The 17,185-nt window shown below is 63.0% G+C and carries 16 protein-coding genes and 1 pseudogene; 8 read left to right on the top strand and 9 right to left on the bottom strand.

Going from position 1 to position 17,185, the window contains the following annotated elements; all coding sequences use genetic code 11:
* Positions 1-41: 41 nt before the first annotated feature.
* Positions 42-284 carry a hypothetical protein gene (locus MJ643_RS16780; RefSeq protein ID WP_247726966.1) on the bottom strand — a complete coding sequence of 81 codons (243 nt, stop codon included), beginning with the start codon at positions 282-284 and terminating at the stop codon, positions 42-44.
* An 816-nt stretch (positions 285-1,100) separates the two neighbouring features.
* Between MJ643_RS16780 and greB the strand changes: the two are divergent.
* Positions 1,101-1,433 (top strand): annotated as a pseudogene (greB, locus tag MJ643_RS16785) (transcription elongation factor GreB); the annotation flags it as partial.
* A gap of 126 nt (positions 1,434-1,559) precedes the next feature.
* On the opposite strand, the gene MJ643_RS16790 reads toward greB, so the two are convergent.
* Both MJ643_RS16790 and MJ643_RS16795 read right to left on the bottom strand, forming a co-directional pair.
* Positions 1,560-4,067 (bottom strand): FtsX-like permease family protein, encoded by a 2,508-nt coding sequence (locus MJ643_RS16790; protein WP_038409221.1) that lies wholly within the window; start codon positions 4,065-4,067, stop codon positions 1,560-1,562.
* Positions 4,067-4,750: an ABC transporter ATP-binding protein gene (locus tag MJ643_RS16795; RefSeq protein WP_003259775.1), complete on the bottom strand. Its 684-nt coding sequence runs from the start codon at positions 4,748-4,750 to the stop codon at positions 4,067-4,069. The genes MJ643_RS16790 and MJ643_RS16795 overlap by 1 nt, the downstream gene beginning before the upstream one ends.
* A 10-nt stretch (positions 4,751-4,760) precedes the next feature.
* Here MJ643_RS16795 and MJ643_RS16800 point away from each other — a divergent pair, with 10 nt between their 5' ends.
* From MJ643_RS16800 to MJ643_RS16810, 3 genes are all read left to right on the top strand, one after another.
* On the top strand, positions 4,761-5,366 hold the full coding sequence (locus MJ643_RS16800; protein ID WP_023663107.1) for an arylesterase: 606 nt from the start codon (positions 4,761-4,763) through the stop codon (positions 5,364-5,366).
* Between the two features lie 58 nt (positions 5,367-5,424).
* Positions 5,425-5,715 (top strand): hypothetical protein, encoded by a 291-nt coding sequence (locus MJ643_RS16805; RefSeq protein ID WP_013971899.1) that lies wholly within the window; start codon positions 5,425-5,427, stop codon positions 5,713-5,715.
* A gap of 111 nt (positions 5,716-5,826) precedes the next feature.
* Positions 5,827-6,804, top strand: coding sequence for a L,D-transpeptidase family protein (locus tag MJ643_RS16810; protein ID WP_003259779.1), 978 nt, complete (start codon positions 5,827-5,829; stop codon positions 6,802-6,804).
* A gap of 132 nt (positions 6,805-6,936) precedes the next feature.
* Here MJ643_RS16810 and oprI read toward each other — a convergent pair whose 3' ends face one another.
* Complete coding sequence (gene oprI / locus MJ643_RS16815; RefSeq protein ID WP_003259780.1) at positions 6,937-7,188, bottom strand: outer membrane lipoprotei OprI; 252 nt, start codon at positions 7,186-7,188, stop codon at positions 6,937-6,939.
* Positions 7,189-7,697: 509 nt separating this feature from the next.
* Between oprI and MJ643_RS16820 the strand changes: the two genes are divergently transcribed.
* A complete protein-coding gene (locus tag MJ643_RS16820) occupies positions 7,698-7,979 on the top strand; it encodes a GNAT family N-acetyltransferase (RefSeq protein ID WP_003259781.1) in 282 nt (93 codons plus the stop codon).
* A gap of 133 nt (positions 7,980-8,112) precedes the next feature.
* On the opposite strand, the gene MJ643_RS16825 is transcribed toward MJ643_RS16820, so the two are convergent.
* Positions 8,113-9,189 carry a 3-deoxy-7-phosphoheptulonate synthase gene (locus MJ643_RS16825; RefSeq protein ID WP_013971901.1) on the bottom strand — a complete coding sequence of 359 codons (1,077 nt, stop codon included), beginning with the start codon at positions 9,187-9,189 and terminating at the stop codon, positions 8,113-8,115.
* Positions 9,190-9,420: 231 nt separating this feature from the next.
* Here MJ643_RS16825 and MJ643_RS16830 point away from each other — a divergent pair, with 231 nt between their 5' ends.
* From MJ643_RS16830 to cysB, 3 genes are all read left to right on the top strand, one after another.
* Positions 9,421-10,368, top strand: a complete 948-nt coding sequence (locus MJ643_RS16830; RefSeq protein WP_013971902.1) for a putative 2-dehydropantoate 2-reductase — start codon at positions 9,421-9,423, stop codon at positions 10,366-10,368.
* Between the two features lie 124 nt (positions 10,369-10,492).
* Entirely contained in the window at positions 10,493-10,990 is a 498-nt protein-coding gene (locus MJ643_RS16835; RefSeq protein ID WP_013971903.1) for a universal stress protein, read from the top strand.
* Between the two features lie 129 nt (positions 10,991-11,119).
* Positions 11,120-12,094, top strand: coding sequence for an HTH-type transcriptional regulator CysB (gene cysB / locus MJ643_RS16840; protein WP_013971904.1), 975 nt, complete (start codon positions 11,120-11,122; stop codon positions 12,092-12,094).
* 141 nt (positions 12,095-12,235) lie between these two features.
* On the opposite strand, the gene MJ643_RS16845 is transcribed toward cysB, so the two are convergent.
* The 4 genes from MJ643_RS16845 to MJ643_RS16860 all read right to left on the bottom strand — a co-directional run bounded on the left by MJ643_RS16845 (position 12,236) and on the right by MJ643_RS16860 (position 17,185).
* Positions 12,236-12,970, bottom strand: coding sequence for a phosphoadenylyl-sulfate reductase (locus MJ643_RS16845; protein ID WP_015269712.1), 735 nt, complete (start codon positions 12,968-12,970; stop codon positions 12,236-12,238).
* A gap of 166 nt (positions 12,971-13,136) precedes the next feature.
* A complete protein-coding gene (gene pabB, locus MJ643_RS16850) occupies positions 13,137-14,483 on the bottom strand; it encodes an aminodeoxychorismate synthase component I (RefSeq protein ID WP_013971906.1) in 1,347 nt (448 codons plus the stop codon).
* A gap of 186 nt (positions 14,484-14,669) precedes the next feature.
* A complete protein-coding gene (locus tag MJ643_RS16855) occupies positions 14,670-15,650 on the bottom strand; it encodes an alpha-L-glutamate ligase-like protein (protein WP_013971907.1) in 981 nt (326 codons plus the stop codon).
* Entirely contained in the window at positions 15,650-17,185 is a 1,536-nt protein-coding gene (locus MJ643_RS16860) for an inactive transglutaminase family protein (protein WP_038409225.1), read from the bottom strand. Before MJ643_RS16860 ends, MJ643_RS16855 begins: the two co-directional genes overlap by 1 nt.

Consider the following 17,185-nt stretch of genomic DNA (forward strand, 5'->3'; position numbering starts at 1 on the left):
AATCAGCGTAGGCTGAAGTCAGTCAGAAATACAGGGCTATTTCAGACCATCCTTAACAGATCTACTGCAGAGTGGAATGGGATGTCAGTGTGTTCGGTGAACTCCAGCAGTAATTTCACCGCGCGGTTGATTTCGGCTTGAGCCGAGGTGCTACCGTCGCGCTCAACGTGGTACTGAAGGAGGGAGACTAGGACGCCGTGCTTCGTGAGGATTCCCTGGATGGTCTGTCCGATGTGTCCGGTGGTCTTGCTGCGGTACATGACCTTAATAAACGCAACACTCATCGTTTGTCTGGCCTTGTGACGGGTTGACAGCCGGCTCCGGATCCGCACCGCAGATCGGCTGCGGCTGGCGCTGGATCGGCAGGAATGCAGCGGGTGGATGTGTTCTGGTGCTCTGTGTTCGGGCAGTAGGCGCTGGCGAAACCTGAGGATTGTGGAAGTGCCTCGGGTCGGTTGGGCTTGGCACTCAATCGTGTGCCAGCGTGTGGTGCAGCCTGGCCCAGATGCGTGGAATTTAATTTGATGCGCCGTGTTGACATCTTCGGTACACTCAGTATACTTTATGAAAGTTGTATATTTTTTGATGTTAGCACCTCCCATTTCTCGTGGGCAAGGTGCTTTTTGTGTTACCGCTTGGTTTCTGGGGGTTGGGTATCAGCCCGCTTGGTGTGAATGGCTTTCTGCCTTGGTCACGCCCTTGGCTCCAGCACTTCTGTCTCTTTGCATTTCTTGCTGGCTCTCCGCTTACCTGTCTCCCGCTCCCCCCCCTCTCGCCATTGGCAGGCAGTTTCCTTCCGTAGTTATCGACTCCGTTGCTTCTTTCTTGCTCGCTCCTGTCTATCGGCCCTCTGATTGCCCAACCAAAGGCCAGCTTATGATTTCGTCAATTAAATGACGCTTCTCTGTTGGTTCGTGCAGGCTATGGGTTGTCAGGGGGGGGCGGTTCGCGGTTGGTGGCTTAGTGGGCAGGAGCATCGGTTCACGTCCTCTTATAAAGGAGGCGCACCGCGGCATTCCTTTTTACTGGTGAGGGGCGGGGTGGGGAGCGGGGGGTAGCGGGTTGGCGGGATTTCAGTACCTTGTTGGTAGGGGAACTAATACCAGTACAACAAGAAGCTGCTGCGCGAGATCGACCGTCGGGTGCGTTATCTGCGCAAGCGTCTTGAAGATGTGAAGGTGGTGGCCTACTCGCCGCAGCAGGAGGGCAAGGTGTTTTTCGGTGCCTGGGTGGAGATTGAGAACGACGAGGGCGAGACCATGAAGTTTCGCATTGTCGGGTATGACGAGATCTATGGGCGCAATGACTACATCTCGATCGACTCGCCCATGGCTCGCGCCTTGCTGAAGAAGGAGGAGGGTGATGAGGTGGTGGTGCACACGCCTACCGGTGAAGCGACCTGGTATGTAAACAGCATCAGCTACGGGCAATGAGTCGATTTTGACTGTGCCGGCCTCTTCGCGGGCTTGCCCGCTCCCACAGGGTTACCACAGCATTTGACCGTTGTGTCGGACCTGTGGGAGCGGGTTTACCCGCGAAGAGGCCGGCACAGGCTGTCATCAACTCTCGCGTAAAACCGCCAGCGGGCTGGCATTCAACGCCCGCCGCGTCCCCAGCACCCCTGCACCACCTACCAGCAGCGCCCCTGCCAGCGGCAACAGCAGCAACCACACATGCGGGCTCCATTGCAGGTCGAAGGCATAGCGGTACAGCACCAAGGTAATCAGCTCACACCCGACCGCCGCCAGCAAGCCGCTGGCCGCACCCAGCAAGCCGAACTCGATCCGCCGCGCCTTGACCAGCAATGGCCGCGCCGCGCCCAGCGCACGCAGCAAGGCGCCCTGGCGGATACGCTCGTCCAGCGTCGCCTGCAAGCCAGCGAACAGCACCGCCAACCCAGCTGCCAGCACGAACAGCAACACATACTCGACCGCCAGGGTCACCTGGGCGAGGATGCTGCGCAGCTGATCGAGCAAGGCGTCCACCTGCAGGATGGTCACTGCCGGGAATGCCCGTGACAGCGCCACCACATCCAGGTCATGGCCCGGTGCCAGATAGAAGCTGGTCAGGTAGGTGGTCGGAAGCCCCTGCAGCGTGCCGGGTTGGAAGATCATGTAGAAGTTCGGCTGGAAGCTGTCCCAGTGCACGCTGCGCAGGCTGCTGACCCGTGCCTGGCGTTGCTGGCCGCCGATGTCGAAGGTTAGCAGGTCACCCAGTTGCAGCTTCAGGCTGTTGGCCAGTTCCGCCTCCACCGACACACCGGGGATTTCATCTTCGGCGGGCAACGCCTGCCACCAGTTGCCGCCTGTCAGTGCGTTGCCTTCGGGCAGCTCGGCCGCCCACGTCAGGCTGAGGTCGCGCTGAACGGCGCGCTCACCTGCCGAGTCCTTGCTGACCACCTGCTGCACCGGTTGCTCGTTGATTTTTACCAGGCGGCCGGGTGTCACCGGGTACAGCGGCGCCGAGGTGGCATTGACCTGCTGCAGGTGTTGGGCGAAGGGCTCACGATCATCCGGCAGGATGTTCAGGGCGAAATGGTTGGGTGCATCCTTGGGCAACTGCGCTTGCCAGGTGTCGAGCAGTTCCGCGCGCAGCAGCGCGACCAGGGCCATGGCCAGCAGGATCAGGCCGAAGGCCAGGGCCTGGCCGGCAGCGGCCATGGGGTGGCGCAGCAGTTGGCCCAGCCCCAGTCGCCAGGTCAGTGGTGCCCCGGCCAGCAATTGGCGCAGGCTGCGCAAACCGAGCAGCAGCAGGCCGCCGAGCAGCAGCGCGGCGACCAGGCCGCCACCGAGCAGGGCGAAGGTGAGCAGCAGGTCGAGGCTCAGGCGCCACATGATCAGGCCCAGGGCGAACAGGGCCGCACCGTACACCAGCCAGCTGCTGGGCGGTATCGGCAGCAGGTCGCGGCGCAGCACGCGAAGCGGCGGTACCTGGCCCAGCGCGGCAATTGGCGGCAGGGCGAAACCGGCCAGGGCTACCAGCCCGGTAGCGATGCCGGCCAGGGCTGGGACGATGCCGCCTGCAGGCACCACGCTTGGCAACAGGCCATGCAGCAGGCGGAACAGGCCCAGTTGCGCCAGCCAGCCGAGCAGGGCGCCGGCCAGCGCGGCGACCAGGCCGAGCATGGCCAACTGCAGGCAGTACAGGCCCAGTGCCTGGCGGCGCGAAAGGCCCAGGCAGCGCAGCAGGGCGCTGGCGTCCAGGCGGCGTGCGGCATAGCGGTTGGCCGACAGGGCCACGGCAACGCCTGCCAGCAGCACCGCCACCAGGCTGGCCATGTTCAGGTAGCGCTCGGCCTTGCCCAGCGCGCCGCCGACCTGCTGGTTGCCATCGCGGGTGTCGCGCAGGCGCTGGTTGGCGGCCAGGTCCTTTTTCAGTGCCCCGCGGTACTGGGCCAGCGCTTCGGCATCGCCGCGCCACAGGTCGCGGTAGGTGACCCGGCTGCCCGGCTGGATCACGCCGGTGGCTTGCAGGTCGGCCAGGTTCATCATTACCCGTGGGGTAAGGCTGTAGAAGTTGTTGGCGCGGTCCGGTTCGTAGGTCAGTACGCGGCTCATGCGCAGCGTCTTCATGCCCACGTCGATGCTGTCGCCAACCTTCAGCCCCAATGCCGCCAAAAGGCGTGGTTCGACCCATGCTTCGCCAGGTGCCGGGCCGCCGCCCGGGGTTTCTGTGGCATAGGGCTGCGCAGCACTGCGCACTTGCCCGCGCAATGGGTAGGCACCGTCGGCAGCCTTGACGCTGGACAGCTGGATGCCGTTGTCGCCGCCGACCACGCTGGTGAACTCGACGACCTGGGCGTGGCGCAGGCCCAGTGCCTTGCCGGCCTCGATCTGCTGGTCGCGGGCCGGGGCGCTGCCCTGCAGCACCAGGTCGGCACCAAGGAACTCGCTGGCGCGCAGTTGCATGGCGCCGTTGAGGCGGGCACCGAAATAGCCGATGGCAGTGCTGGCCGCGACCGCCACCAGCAGGGCGAAGAACAGCACGCGCACTTCGCTTGCGCGAATGTCGCGCAGCAGCTGGCGCAGGGCCAGGCCGCACAGGCGGGACAGCGGCATGTGGGTCATCAGGCCTCCGCCGGGGCCACCAGGCGGCCCGCATCCAGGCGAATCTGGCGGCGGCAGCGCCGGGCCAGGCGTTCGTCATGGGTAACCAGCACCAGGGTGGTGCCGCGCTCCTTGTTCAGTTCGAACAGCAAGTCGCTGATGCGCTCGCCGGTGTGGCTGTCGAGATTGCCGGTGGGTTCGTCGGCAAACAGCACTGCCGGTTGCGCGGCGAAGGCGCGGGCGATGGCCACCCGTTGTTGTTCGCCGCCCGAAAGCTGGCGCGGAGTGTGGCTCAGGCGCTTGCCCAGACCGACCCGTTCGAGCAGGGTGCGCGCGTGTTCGCGGGCATCGCGGCGGCCATCCAGCTCCAGCGGCAGCATGACGTTCTCCAGGGCATTGAGGCTGTCGAGCAACTGGAACGACTGGAACACGAAACCCACATGTTCGGCGCGCACCCGCGCGCGCTGGTCTTCATCCAGCGGCCCCAGGTCGTGGCCAGCAAGGATGACCTTGCCGGCACTGGGCTGGTCGAGGCCGGCGAGCAGGCCAAGCAGGGTCGACTTGCCCGAACCCGAGGCGCCGACGATTGCCAGGCTGTCGCCTTGGGCCAGGTCGAGGGACAGGGCGTGCAGGATGGTCAGGTCACCTTCCGCGCTGGGGACCACTTTGCTAAGGTTCTGCGCAACGAGAATGCTGGGGCCCATGGAGAATCCGATGCGAGTGTGGTGGTTGAGTGCCGGTCTGGCCCTGTATTGCCTGGCCCAGAGCGCGGCGGCGGGAACACTGCTGGTTGTCGGCGATAGTATCAGCGCCGGTTTTGGCCTGGATACCCGCCAGGGCTGGGTTTCCCTGTTGCAGACCCGCCTGCGGGACGAAGGTTTCGACGACAAGGTGGTCAATGCATCGATCAGCGGCGACACCAGTGCAGGTGGCCAGGCGCGGCTGCCGGCGCTGCTTGCAGCGCACAAGCCGAGCCTGGTGGTACTGGAACTGGGCGGCAATGATGGCCTGCGTGGGCAGCCGCCAGCGCAATTGCAACAAAATCTTGCCTCGATGATCGAGAGCTCGCGCAATGCCGGTGCCAAGGTGGTGCTGCTGGGCATGCGCCTGCCACCCAATTATGGCGTGCGCTACACCACCGCCTTCGCCCAGGTGTATGAACAGCTGGCGGCAGAAAAACAGGTCCCGCTGGTGCCGTTTTTCCTCGAGGGGGTAGGGGGCGTGCCTGAGTTGATGCAGGCGGATGGCATTCACCCGGCCCAGGCTGCCCAGCAGCGCCTGCTGGAAAATGCCTGGCCGGCGATAAAACCCTTGCTGTGACGCTTTAAACGGCGCCGGCTTTCGGCTAATGTTGCGCCCCCCGTTTCGAGTGCCACCGATGCCGCGCCCTGCCTGGTCCCTGTATGCCTACCAACTGATCGAGCCTGATGAGCAGCTCGACCTGTTCGCCTGCCAGGAAATCCGCGTCCACCTCGTGGCCCGCCAGCTGGAGCTGGGCGTACCGGCCGACCGCACCTTGTGCGGTGGCCTGCTGCCGGCGCAACCGCGCTGGTCGGGGGTGCCGCGCTCGATCTACCGCGACGGTCGCCTGTGCGACCTGTGCCGCGCCATCCTCGATGCCCAGCGGCGCGGCATGCGCCCGGTGTGGCCGGAGCTGCAGGGCGGCTGAACGCCGCACCTTTCATCATCTGAAACGCTTGCATGGCGCCAATGCCTCCCGCTTGCATCGGCGCGGGTGTACAATCGATTCTCTTGACCCACCTTTCGAAGGATTTACCGGATGTTGCCGCGCTTTCCTGCCGTCACCCGTAGCCTGTCCCTGGCCGCCCTGCTGGTAGCAGGCCCCGCTGCTGCGCTGGAGCTGCCCCTGCCACCACCCGGTGAAGACATCATCGGCCAGGTGCATGTGATCAAGGCAAAGTACGAGGACACGTTTGCCGATATCGGCACTGCCAACGACCTCGGCTATCTGGAAATGATCGCCGCCAACCCGGGCGTGGACCCATGGCTGCCAGGTGCCGGCACCGAGATCATCCTGCCGACCCGCTACATCCTGCCGCCTGGCCCGCGTGAGGGCATCGTCATCAACCTGGCCGAATACCGTATGTACTACTTCCCGAAAGGGCAGAACGTGGTGCATACATTCCCGCTGGGCATCGGTCGTGAAGGCTGGGGTTCGCCGATCGCCAATACCAAGATCACCGCCAAGACGCCAAACCCGACCTGGACCCCGCCAGCGTCCATCCGTGCCGAGCACGCGGCTGACGGCGACATCCTGCCGAGCGTGGTGCCGGCCGGCCCGGACAACCCGCTGGGGCCGTTCAAGTTCACCCTCGGCGTGCCGGGCTACCTGATCCACGGTTCGAACAAGAAGTTCGGCATTGGCATGCGTACCAGCCACGGTTGCTTCCGCATGCTCAACAACAACGTGCTGGAACTGTCGAAGATGGTGCCGGTGGGTACGCCGGTGCGCATCATCAACGAGCCCTACAAGTTCGGTATCAGTGGTGGCAAGGTCTATCTGGAGGCGCACACGCCGCTGGACGACCAGGGTAATCCGTCGGTGGTCGATAAACACACTGCTGTTATCAATGCCTTGCTCAAGCGAGAAGATCTGGCCAATAACCTACGCATGAACTGGGACATGGTGCGTGATGTGGTGGCCGCGGAAGATGGCATGCCGGTGGAAATTGCCGTACCGACCGAAAACCAGGGTGGTGCGCCGATGGTTTCGAGCATTCCGCCCGAACTGCAGTAAGGTAATTGCGACACACCCGGGCCTGCCTTAGTGCAGGCCTTTTCGTTTCTGCCTGGCGCGTTTGCCTTGTGCGCAGGCAATAAAAAAGCCGACCCACAAGTGGGTCGGCTTCATAACAATCCGTGAGGATTATTACTTGCGGCTGGCTTTGTCCAGCATACGCAGAGCGCGCTCGTTGGCTTCGTCAGCGGTCTGCTGAGCCTTCTGAGCGGCTGCCAGTGCGTCGTCAGCCTTACGGTAGGCTTCGTCAGCACGAGCTTGAGCGCGAGCTGCTGCGTCTTCAGTCGCAGTCAGACGAGCTTCGGTTTCTTTGGATACGCTGCTGCAACCGGTAGCCAGAACTGCGGCCAGAGCCAGAGCAGAGAATTTCAGAACGTTGTTCATCGTGTTCCCCTTCAAGGACTTTCTATTAAATAGCCATCTCTCGGAAAAGAGAAAGTGGCCGGCGTACATAGTACCCATTACTTGTAGTAAGTAAACTGACTAAGCGCAAGAACTGCAAAAAAAATGTTGCTTGACGCCTTTCCGACAAGATTTGCGACACGCCCGTGAAAAAAACGTGCAGGCTTCGCAAGCGACTGTGGTACAGGAACTTTTTTGTTGAACTAAGGGTGACTCTAACTGTCTGCCAGCGTCTTAAGCCCTAGTACATCCGGTTGCAGCAGGGCGCGCCGTCAAGAATGGCATTTGGCCGCATTTTCGCCATTTTTAACCGCCACCACCTTGAGCAATCCCGCCTGCGACGCCTACTATCTTGTGAGTGCCAGAAGATCCGAACGATTGCAATCGTCCAGTGGTCGAAGTGGGCAACAGGTGGCGTAGAGGATTCTGTGCCGGATAAACCACCATCGGTTAAGGTATGGGTCTGCCGAGAAGACCTGCGAGGAGTAGTGATGAGCGAAGCGCTGACCATCCATCATGACCAGGCCGGTCATCAGTTCGAGACCAGCGTGGACGGTCATCGTGCCTATCTGACGTACATGGATCTGGGCAAACAGACGCTGGACATCTATCGCACCTTCGTACCCAACGCCCTGCGCGGCCGCGGGATTGCTGCCGCCCTGACCGAGCGGGCCCTGGAGTATGCTGAGCAGATGGGCTACACGGTGATTCCGTCCTGCTCGTACGTGGAACGCTACATGGAGCGCCAGCAGCGGCATTCGAGCAAGGTCTGATTCTGTAAAAAAAGCGGGGCCGCTTCGCGCCCCATTCGCGGCACAAGGCCGCTCCTACAGGAAATCGCATAACCCTGTAGGAGCGGCCTTGTGCCGCGAATGGGGCGCGAAGCGGCCCCGCTCTTTTATTGCATCAGCCGCGCTTACGCTGCGGCAGCACATCCTTAAGCTTGGCACGCATGCTGCGCAGGGTCTTCTCGGTAGCCGACCAGTCGATGCAGGCATCGGTAATCGACACGCCATACTGCAGCTCGTCCAGGTTCTTCGGAATCGACTGGCAGCCCCAGTTCAGGTGGCTCTCGACCATCAGGCCGATGATCGACTGGTTACCTTCGAGGATCTGGTTGGCGACGTTCTCCATCACCAGTGGTTGCAGGGCCGGGTCCTTGTTGGAGTTGGCGTGGCTGCAGTCGACCATGATATTGGCCTTGATCTTGGCCTTGGCCAGGTCCTGTTCGCAGAGGGCGACGCTGACCGAGTCGTAGTTCGGCTTGCCGTTGCCGCCGCGCAGTACCACGTGGCCGTACGGGTTGCCCTTGGTGGTGACGATCGACACGCCGCCTTCCTGGTTGATGCCGAGGAAGCGGTGTGGCTTGGATACCGACTGCAGGGCGTTGATGGCAACGGTCAGGCCGCCGTCTGTGCCGTTCTTGAAACCGACTGCCGAGGAGAGGCCCGAAGCCATCTCGCGGTGGGTCTGCGATTCGGTGGTACGGGCGCCGATGGCCGACCAGCTGATCAGGTCCTGCAGGTACTGCGGAGAAATAGGATCGAGCGCTTCGGTGGCGGTCGGCAGGCCCATTTCGGCCAGGTCCAGCAGCAGCTTGCGGCCGATGTGCAGGCCATCCTGGATCTTGAACGAGTCATCCAGGTATGGGTCGTTGATCAGGCCTTTCCAGCCGACGGTGGTACGCGGTTTTTCGAAATACACGCGCATGACCAGGTACAGCGTGTCGGACACTTCCTCGGCCAGCACTTTCAGGCGCTCGGCGTACTCGTGGGCGGCCTTGATGTCGTGGATCGAGCAAGGGCCGACCACGACGAACAGGCGATGGTCCTTGCCGTCGAGAATATTGCGCACCACTTCACGGCCGGCAGTCACGGTCTGCAGGGCCTTGGCGCTGAGGGGGATTTCCTTCTTGAGCTGATCGGGTGTGATCAGGGTCTCGTTGGAGGCAACGTTCAAGTCATCGATCGGTAAATCAGCCATCGTGTTACTCGTCAGGTCACGGGTGCCGGCCGCCAACTATCCCCGTGCGGCCCAGCAGCAAGAATAATCGCAGCGGGGAGCCGAACCTTAGCGCGTTACAGGTGGCGCGACAATGGGCTGGGCCCAGTCCGTGTGGGGTTTTTCCGAGATGGCAGGTGTTTGCCGAGCATGGGCTGCCCAGCGCCGCGCAACCTGTGTAAAAAGAGGGCTGACTTTTACCAGGAGATCGGCATGCATCCGCACACACCACGTATCGGCATCATCGGCAGTGGCGCCATCGGCGGCTTCTATGGGTTGATGCTGGCCCGGGCCGGCTTCGATGTGCATTTTCTTTTGCGCAGCGAGTACGAGGTTGTCCGCGAGCAGGGGCTGGCCCTGGACAGTGCCGTGCATGGCAACTTGCAGATGAAGGTGCAGGCCTATGCCAGTGCCACCGACATGCCGCCCTGCGACTGGCTGCTGGTGGGGACCAAGGCCACCAGCAATGACCAGTTGGCGCCGCTGATCGTGCAGGCGGCTGCACCGGGCGCCAAGGTGGTGCTGTTGCAGAACGGTCTGGGCGTGGAGGAGCAGTTGCGTCCGGCCTTGCGCAGCGACATGCACCTGCTCGGCGGCCTGTGTTTCATCTGCGTCAACCGCCAGGCACCCGGCGTGATCCGCCACCAGGCCCTGGGCGCGGTCAACCTTGGCTACCACAGCGGGCCGGCCAACGATGGCGGTGCCGCGCTGGTCAATGAGGGGGCTGAGCTGTTCCGGGCTGCGGGCATCGACTCGCAGGCCATGCCCGACCTGGCCCAGGCACGCTGGCAGAAGCTGGTATGGAACGTGCCCTATAACGGCCTGTCGGTGCTGCTCGGTGCCAGCACCACGCCGTTGATGGCCGACAGTAATGGCCGTGCCCTGATCCAGGCCTTGATGGCGGAGGTAGTACAAGGCGCGGCGGCATGTGGCCATGTGTTGCCCGAGGGATATGCCGAGCACCTGTTCCAGGTGACCGAGCGCATGCCCGACTACTGGCCCAGCATGTACCACGACCATGTCCACAAGCGCCCGCTGGAGCTGCAGGCCATCTATGCCGAGCCGTTGGCACAGGCGCGTGCGGCAGGCTGCCACTTGCCGCGCATGGAGATGCTGTATCAGGCGCTGGCTTTCATAGACCGGGGCGAACAGCCCCGCTGAGGGTGGCTCTGGCCCCGTCGGGGCGCTCCAGCCCGCATTGGCAGCGCGCCGGACGGCAAAGCGTGCGTCCGGCGCGCTGCTAAGCTGAAGCTTGCTCTGCCGCAGCGGCAGTCGAGGAGGTCGAATGATCCACTCCATGCTGTATGCCACCGACCTCGGTGTCTACGCCCCTTTTGTCATGCAACACGCGCTGGCGCTGGCGCGCACATTTGGCGCCGAGTTGTATGTGATCCATGCGGTGGAGCCCATGGGCCAGTTCGCTGAATCTCTCCTGCAGAGCTACCTCGATGAACAGACGCTCGACCAGTTGCACAGCCAGGGGGTGAATACGGTGATGGCCAATATCGAGCAGCGTGTGCTGGAAAACTTTCGCGACGAACTTGGCGAGGAGGCTGACCTGGCAGTGATCAAGGCAGTGCGGGTACGTCAGGGCGACCCAGCGCAGGTGATCCTCGACCAGGCACAGCGGCTGAGCGTCGATCTGCTGATTTTCGGTAGCCACAGTACCGGCGCCGGCGTGGATGTGCCATTGGGGCGCACGGCGGTACGGCTGCTGCAGCTGTCGCCGGTACCGGTATACATGGTGCCGCTGGCGCAGCATTTGGGGCGTAGGAAAGCATGAAGATGGCCGTAGGCCATTTCGGGGTGGTATGTAACAAAATAGTTCTAGATTTATTTCCAGAACCACTAATATAGTTATATATCGTCGCCGCCTGCTGCCGCGGACTCATCGCTGAACCGAGGGAAACCTATGAAGCTTCAACAACTGCGCTACATCTGGGAAGTGGCGCATCATGACCTCAACGTCTCCGCGACGGCGCAGAGCCTGTATACCTCCCAGCCAGGTATCAGCAAGCAGATCCGCCTGCTCGAGGATGAGCTGGGTGTTGAAGTCTTTGCCCGCAGCGGCAAGCACCTGACCCGCGTTACCCCGGCGGGTGAGCGCATCATCAATACCGCCGGCGAAATCCTGCGCAAGGTCGAAAGCATCAAGCAGATTGCCCAGGAGTTCTCCAACGAGAAGAAAGGCACGCTGTCCATCGCCACCACCCACACCCAGGCGCGTTATGCCTTGCCGCCGGTGATCAGCAACTTCATCAAGCAGTACCCGGAAGTGTCCTTGCACATGCACCAGGGTTCGCCCATGCAGATTGCCGAAATGGCCGCGGACGGTACGGTCGACTTTGCCATCGCCACCGAGGCGCTGGAGCTGTTCGGCGACCTGATCATGATGCCGTGCTACAAGTGGAATCGCTGCGTGGTAGTGCCGCAGGGCCATCCGTTGACCAAGCTGCCAAAGCTTACCCTGGAAGCGGTCGCCGAATACCCGATCGTTACCTACGTGTTCGGTTTCACCGGGCGTTCGAAGCTGGACGAAGCGTTCAACCACCGCGGCCTCACGCCGAAAGTGGTGTTTACCGCGGCTGACGCCGACGTGATCAAAACCTATGTGCGCCTGGGGCTGGGCGTGGGGATCGTCGCCAAGATGGCGGTGGACACCAAACTCGACAGCGACCTGGTGGCCCTGGATGCCAGCGAGCTGTTCGAAGCCAGCATTACCAAGATCGGCTTCCGCCGCGGCACTTTCCTGCGTGGTTTCATGTGCGACTTCATCGAGAAGTTCGCCCCGCACCTGACCCGTGAAGTGATGGCCAAGGCCATCCAGTGCCACAACAAGCAGGAGCTGGAAGACCTGTTCGAAGGCGTCGAGCTGCCGGTGCACTGATCCGGAATTGCAGGGGCCTCACGGCCCCTGTGGGAGCGGGTTTACCCGCGAAGAAGGCGACGCGGTGTATGGCACCGGCTTCGCCGGTGTTCGCGGCGGTTCGACGCCTCGATGAACCCGCTCCCACAACGGCCCAGCTGTTTATGCCTTGCTGATCAGGTTGCCCGCGTGCAACCCGCATTCCTTCTGCGTCGACTCTTCCCACCACCAGCGCCCTTCGCGCTCATGCTGGTTTGGCAGTACCGGGCGGGTGCAGGGCTCGCAGCCGATGCTGATGAAGCCGCGCTCGTGCAGGCTGTTGTACGGCAGCTCCAGCATGCGGATATAACCCCACACCTCCTCGCTGGTCATCTGCGCAAGTGGGTTGAACTTGTACAGGGTGCGTTCGGGCGTGGAGAAGGCGCTGTCGATTTCCACTGCCGCCACCTGGCTGCGGGTACCCGGGCTCTGGTCGCGGCGCTGGCCGGTGGCCCAGGCGCTCACGGTGGCCAGCTTGCGGCGCAGCGGCTCGATCTTGCGGATACCGCAGCACTCGCCGTGGCCGTCCTTGTAGAAGCTGAACAGGCCCTTTTCCTTGACGAACGGGTCGAGCTTGGCGCGGTCGGGGCTGAGGATTTCGATCGGCAGGTTGTACTGCTCGCGGACCTGATCGATGAACCGGTAAGTCTCCGGGTGCAGGCGGCCGGTATCGAGGCTGAACACCTTGACCTGCTTGTTCAGCTTCCAGGCCATGTCCACCAGCACCACGTCCTCGGCGCCGCTGAAGGAGATCCACAGGTCATCACCGAAGTGCTCGAAGGCAAGCTTGAGGATGTCCTGCGGGGACTTGTTGGCATAGGTCGCGGCCAGGGCGGCGACGTCGAAGGGTTGGCTCATCAGGCGGTTTCCATCTTGGCTGTGGCGCTGTGCGCTCGTAGTGAGGTGATGGTAACAAAAAATGCCGGGTTAGGCGGGCTTGCAGTCGGTGGCGCCTGCTCCCACAGGTACAGCGCACATCTGCCAGTTGTGGGAGCGGGCGAGCCCCCGAAGCAGGCGCCGCCGATCACAAGCCCTGCAAGGTCTCCATCAACACCCGCACCTTGGCAATCGACTCTTCATATTCGGCCTGCCACTCGGAGTCGGCCACCACCGCGCCGCCGCCCCAGCAACTGACTTGTCCGCCCTTGACCAGCAGGCTGCGAATGGCAATCGAGCTGTCCATCTCGCCGCGCACATCCACGTAGAGCAGTGAGCCGCAGTACAGCGCCCGGCGTGCCGGCTCCAGTTCGTCGATGATCTGCATGGCGCGGATCTTCGGCGCGCCGGTGATCGAGCCGCCGGGGAAGCTGTCGCCAATCAGGTCCAGGGCGTCCTTGTCGCTGGCCAACTGGCCGGTGATGCTGCTGACCAGATGGTGCACGTTGGGGTAGCTCTCCAGGCTGAACAGCTCCGGTACCTTCACCGAGCCGATCTCGCAGGTACGCCCCAGGTCGTTGCGCAGCAGGTCGACGATCATCAGGTTTTCCGAGCGATCCTTGGGGCTGTGCAGCAGCTCCTCGGCATTGCGCATGTCTTCTGCCGGGTTGCTGGCGCGCGGGCGGGTGCCCTTGATCGGCCGGGTTTCCACCTGGCGCTGGCTGACGCGGATGAAGCGTTCGGGCGAAAAGCTCAGCAGGGCGCTGCCGTCGGCCAGTTGCTGGTAGCCGGAGAAGGGGGTGGGGCAGGCTTTGCGCAGGGCCTGGTAAGCGTGCCACGGGTCGCCCTGGCAGGGCGCGCGGAAGCGCTGGGTAAGGTTGATCTGGTAGCAGTCGCCGGCCTGGATGTAGCGCTGCACCTGGTCAAAGGCGGCCTTGTACTGATCGGGCTGCAGGTCGCCGGCCATCGGCGCGAGTAGCTGGAAGCTGCCGCTTTGCGCGTTGTCGACACCTTCGAACAGGGCGATCAGGCGTTCCCGTTCGCTGCCCGGCAGGCTCGGGTGGAACACCAGTTGGCTGGTCGCGCACTGGTGGTCGGTCACCAGCGCCCAGGCATATAGGCCCAGTTGCGCGTCTGGCAGGCCAAGGTCGTCCACGGCCAGGCTGGGCAGGTGTTCCAGGCGGCGGCCGAAGTCATAGCTCAGGTAGCCGATCAGGCCGCCAGCAAACGGCAGCTGCTCGCTGCCTGCGGGCAACTGCGCATGGCCCAGTCGTGCCAGGCCGGCGCGCAGGCGCTGGAGGAAGGTGCGGCCATCTTCGTCGGGCTGCGCTTGCAGGTGTTGCAGCGGCCAGGCGCTGAGCAGGTCGAAGCGCCCGCGTTCGGCGCCGGGTCGGGCGCTATCCAGCAGGATGGCACCGGGGGCCTGGCGCAGGCGGGCGAAATAGGCGGCAGGGTCGGGCTGGTAGGGCAGGGGGTGGAGCGTACAGGTCGGCATCAGTGTGGACGGCGATGTAAAAGCGAGGAGGGCGATTGTAGACCTGTGCAGGAAATGCGCCTAGCTTTGTGGCGACATTCAAGCACTGGGTTTCGCCCTTGGGGCCCTATCGCGACACAAGGCCGCTCCTAAAGGAGATCGGAGCGGCCTTGTGTCGCGATGGGCTGCGCAGCAGCCCCGGCGATTTCAGCGCGGATGCACGTGCCCGAACAAACCTTGCGATACCCGCACGCGCTGTTCGGCATCTTCGCTGATGCCATCCTTGGCCAGCGCTTCCAAGTGCGCCTCGATGGCGTGGGTGCGCTGGGTCAGGCCGCAGTCGTTGGCGATCTGGATGTTCAGGCCGGGGCGAGCGTTGAGCTCGAGAATCAGCGGCCCCTTGTCCTGGTCCAGCACCATGTCGACACCGATGTAGCCCAGGCCGCACAGCTCGTAGCAGCCGGCGGCCAGCTTCATGAAGCCGTCCCAGTTCGGCAGTTGCACGCCATCCACCGCGTTGGTGGTGTCCGGGTGCTTGCTGATGATGTTGTTCAGCCAGGTGCCGCGCAAGGTCACGCCGGTAGCCAGGTCGACACCCACGCCGATGGCGCCCTGGTGCAGGTTGGCCTTGCCGCCGGACTGGCGGGTCGGCAGGCGCAGCATGGCCATCACCGGGTAGCCCATCAGCACGATGATGCGGATGTCCGGCACGCCCTCGTAGCTGATGCTCTTGAAGATCTGGTCGGGGGTGACCCGGTACTCGATCAGCGCACGGTCGCGGTGCCCGCCCAGCGAGTACAGGCCGGTGAGGATGCTCGAGATCTGGTGTTCGATTTCCTCGTGGCTGATGATCTTGCCGGACACCGTGCGGTAGCGGTCCTCGAAGCGGTCGGCGATCACCAGGATGCCGTCACCGCCAGCGCCCTGCGCCGGCTTGATGACGAAATCGTTGCGCCCGCCGATGATCTGGTCGAGCTTCTCGATCTCTTTCTCGGTCTCGATGATGCCGTACATTTCCGGCACATGGATGCCGGCCGCCAGGGCGCGCTCCTTGGTGATGATCTTGTCGTCGACGATCGGGTACAGGTGGCGCTTGTTGTACTTCAGCACGTAGTCCGCGTTGCGCCGGTTGATACCCATGATGCCCCGGGCCTCCAGGGCTTTCCACGTCTTGATCAGGCCAAACATCAGGCGTCAGCCTTCTTCAGGAATGCCTTGAAGCGCACGAGCTCGGTCAGGCGGTAGCCGCGGTAGCGACCCATTGCCAGCATGAAGCCCACCAGGATCAACAGCACGGCCGGGAAGGTGAACACGAAGTACACCAGCTCCGGCACCATCATCAACAGGTGCGCCAGGGAAGCGGCGAACAGGGTGCCGATGGCCACTTTCATGGCATGACCGCCGCCACGCTCTTCCCAGGTGATCGACAGGCGCTCGATGGTCATGGTCAGGATCACCATCGGGAACAGCGCTACCGACAGCCCGCGCTCCAGGCCCAGCTTGTGGCTGAACAGGCTGATGGCGGCAATCAGTACCACGACGAAGGTCAGGACCACAGACAGGCGTGGCAGCATCTGCAGCTTCAGGTGTTCCAGGTACGAGCGCAGCGACAGGCCCAGGGCGGTGATTACCGTGAACAGCACGATACCGAAGCCCAGCTGGGTCTCGCGGAAGGCCAGGGCGATCAGTACCGGGGTGAAGGTACCCAGGGTCTGCAGGCCGACCAGGTTGCGCAGCACCAGGATCACCAGCACACCGATCGGGATCATCACCATGATCATGAAGGTTTGCTGGGTCTGCAGCGGCAGGCCGTACAGCGAATATTCGAGGAAATCGGCGTCGGTATTCTCGTCGGTCAGCTTGGCCAGGCGGATGGCGTTCATCTCGCTGTTGTTCATGCTGAAGGTAACGTTGGCCTTCTTGCCGCCATCGACGGTGATCAGGTTGTCGTCACCGGTCCACCACAGCAGGCGATCGCTGGGCAGGCCCTGCTCGCCGGTGTCGGGGTTGAAGTACAGCCAGTCGGTGCCATTGAAGCTGCGCAGCCACAGCTCCGGGGTTTGCGGGGTGTCGGCCACCAGGCGAATGGTGTGCACCTTCTCCATCGGTACGTGGGCGATCGACAGCAGCAGGTCGATGACCTGGGCCTTCTTCATGGCCGAGGTGTCGCCGGCCAGCAGCAGCTTGACGTTGTCGTCGTTGAGGTTGTTGACCCGCTTGATGGTCTCGCTGACGAAGGTCTCGACGTCGGCCGAGTGCTGGCGGATCGGCGCCATCAGGGCCTCGGCGGCGATCTTCTCGGGGCCTTCCACTGCCAGGCTGTCACGGAAGGTCGGGCCTTTGATCGTGGTCTTCTCGTTGCTGTAGCGCTTGGTCAGCACCAGGCGGTAGTAAAGGGTCTGGTTGCCGCTGGCGCGGCGGGCCGACCAGGTGACCTTGCGGTTGCCGTCGGCACGGTTGACGCTCACCCCATAGTTGTTGGAGATGAAGCTCTCGTTGAGGCTGACGTAGTCGCGGTTCAGCGGTGGCACGAACATCTGCACCTTGACCGGGTCCTTGGTGCTGGCCACGAACTCGACCTTGGCGTCGATATTCCACAGGTCGTCGGTTTCATCCTCGGTTACCGGGATGCCGAGTACGAAGATCTGATAAGCCGTGACCGCCACGCCCAACAGCACCAGCACGGTGATCAGGACTTTCAGATGGAGGGTAAGAGAGCGCAT

The sequence above is a fragment of the Pseudomonas sp. PNPG3 genome (assembly GCF_023093815.1).
Lineage (GTDB): Bacteria > Pseudomonadota > Gammaproteobacteria > Pseudomonadales > Pseudomonadaceae > Aquipseudomonas > Aquipseudomonas asiatica.

Excerpts from the sequence above, each read along its gene's own strand:
- MJ643_RS16780 (WP_247726966.1), bottom strand. The coding sequence starts at position 284 with ATGAGTGTTGCGTTTATTAAGGTCATGTACCGCAGCAAGACCACCGGA.
- MJ643_RS16790 (WP_038409221.1), bottom strand. The coding sequence starts at position 4,067 with ATGACCCACATGCCGCTGTCCCGCCTGTGCGGCCTGGCCCTGCGCCAG.
- MJ643_RS16795 (WP_003259775.1), bottom strand. The coding sequence starts at position 4,750 with ATGGGCCCCAGCATTCTCGTTGCGCAGAACCTTAGCAAAGTGGTCCCC.
- MJ643_RS16800 (WP_023663107.1), top strand. The coding sequence starts at position 4,761 with ATGCGAGTGTGGTGGTTGAGTGCCGGTCTGGCCCTGTATTGCCTGGCC.
- MJ643_RS16805 (WP_013971899.1), top strand. The coding sequence starts at position 5,425 with ATGCCGCGCCCTGCCTGGTCCCTGTATGCCTACCAACTGATCGAGCCT.
- MJ643_RS16810 (WP_003259779.1), top strand. The coding sequence starts at position 5,827 with ATGTTGCCGCGCTTTCCTGCCGTCACCCGTAGCCTGTCCCTGGCCGCC.
- oprI (WP_003259780.1), bottom strand. The coding sequence starts at position 7,188 with ATGAACAACGTTCTGAAATTCTCTGCTCTGGCTCTGGCCGCAGTTCTG.
- MJ643_RS16820 (WP_003259781.1), top strand. The coding sequence starts at position 7,698 with ATGAGCGAAGCGCTGACCATCCATCATGACCAGGCCGGTCATCAGTTC.
- MJ643_RS16825 (WP_013971901.1), bottom strand. The coding sequence starts at position 9,189 with ATGGCTGATTTACCGATCGATGACTTGAACGTTGCCTCCAACGAGACC.
- MJ643_RS16830 (WP_013971902.1), top strand. The coding sequence starts at position 9,421 with ATGCATCCGCACACACCACGTATCGGCATCATCGGCAGTGGCGCCATC.
- MJ643_RS16835 (WP_013971903.1), top strand. The coding sequence starts at position 10,493 with ATGATCCACTCCATGCTGTATGCCACCGACCTCGGTGTCTACGCCCCT.
- cysB (WP_013971904.1), top strand. The coding sequence starts at position 11,120 with ATGAAGCTTCAACAACTGCGCTACATCTGGGAAGTGGCGCATCATGAC.
- MJ643_RS16845 (WP_015269712.1), bottom strand. The coding sequence starts at position 12,970 with ATGAGCCAACCCTTCGACGTCGCCGCCCTGGCCGCGACCTATGCCAAC.
- pabB (WP_013971906.1), bottom strand. The coding sequence starts at position 14,483 with ATGCCGACCTGTACGCTCCACCCCCTGCCCTACCAGCCCGACCCTGCC.
- MJ643_RS16855 (WP_013971907.1), bottom strand. The coding sequence starts at position 15,650 with ATGTTTGGCCTGATCAAGACGTGGAAAGCCCTGGAGGCCCGGGGCATC.
- MJ643_RS16860 (WP_038409225.1), bottom strand. The coding sequence starts at position 17,185 with ATGCGCTCTCTTACCCTCCATCTGAAAGTCCTGATCACCGTGCTGGTG.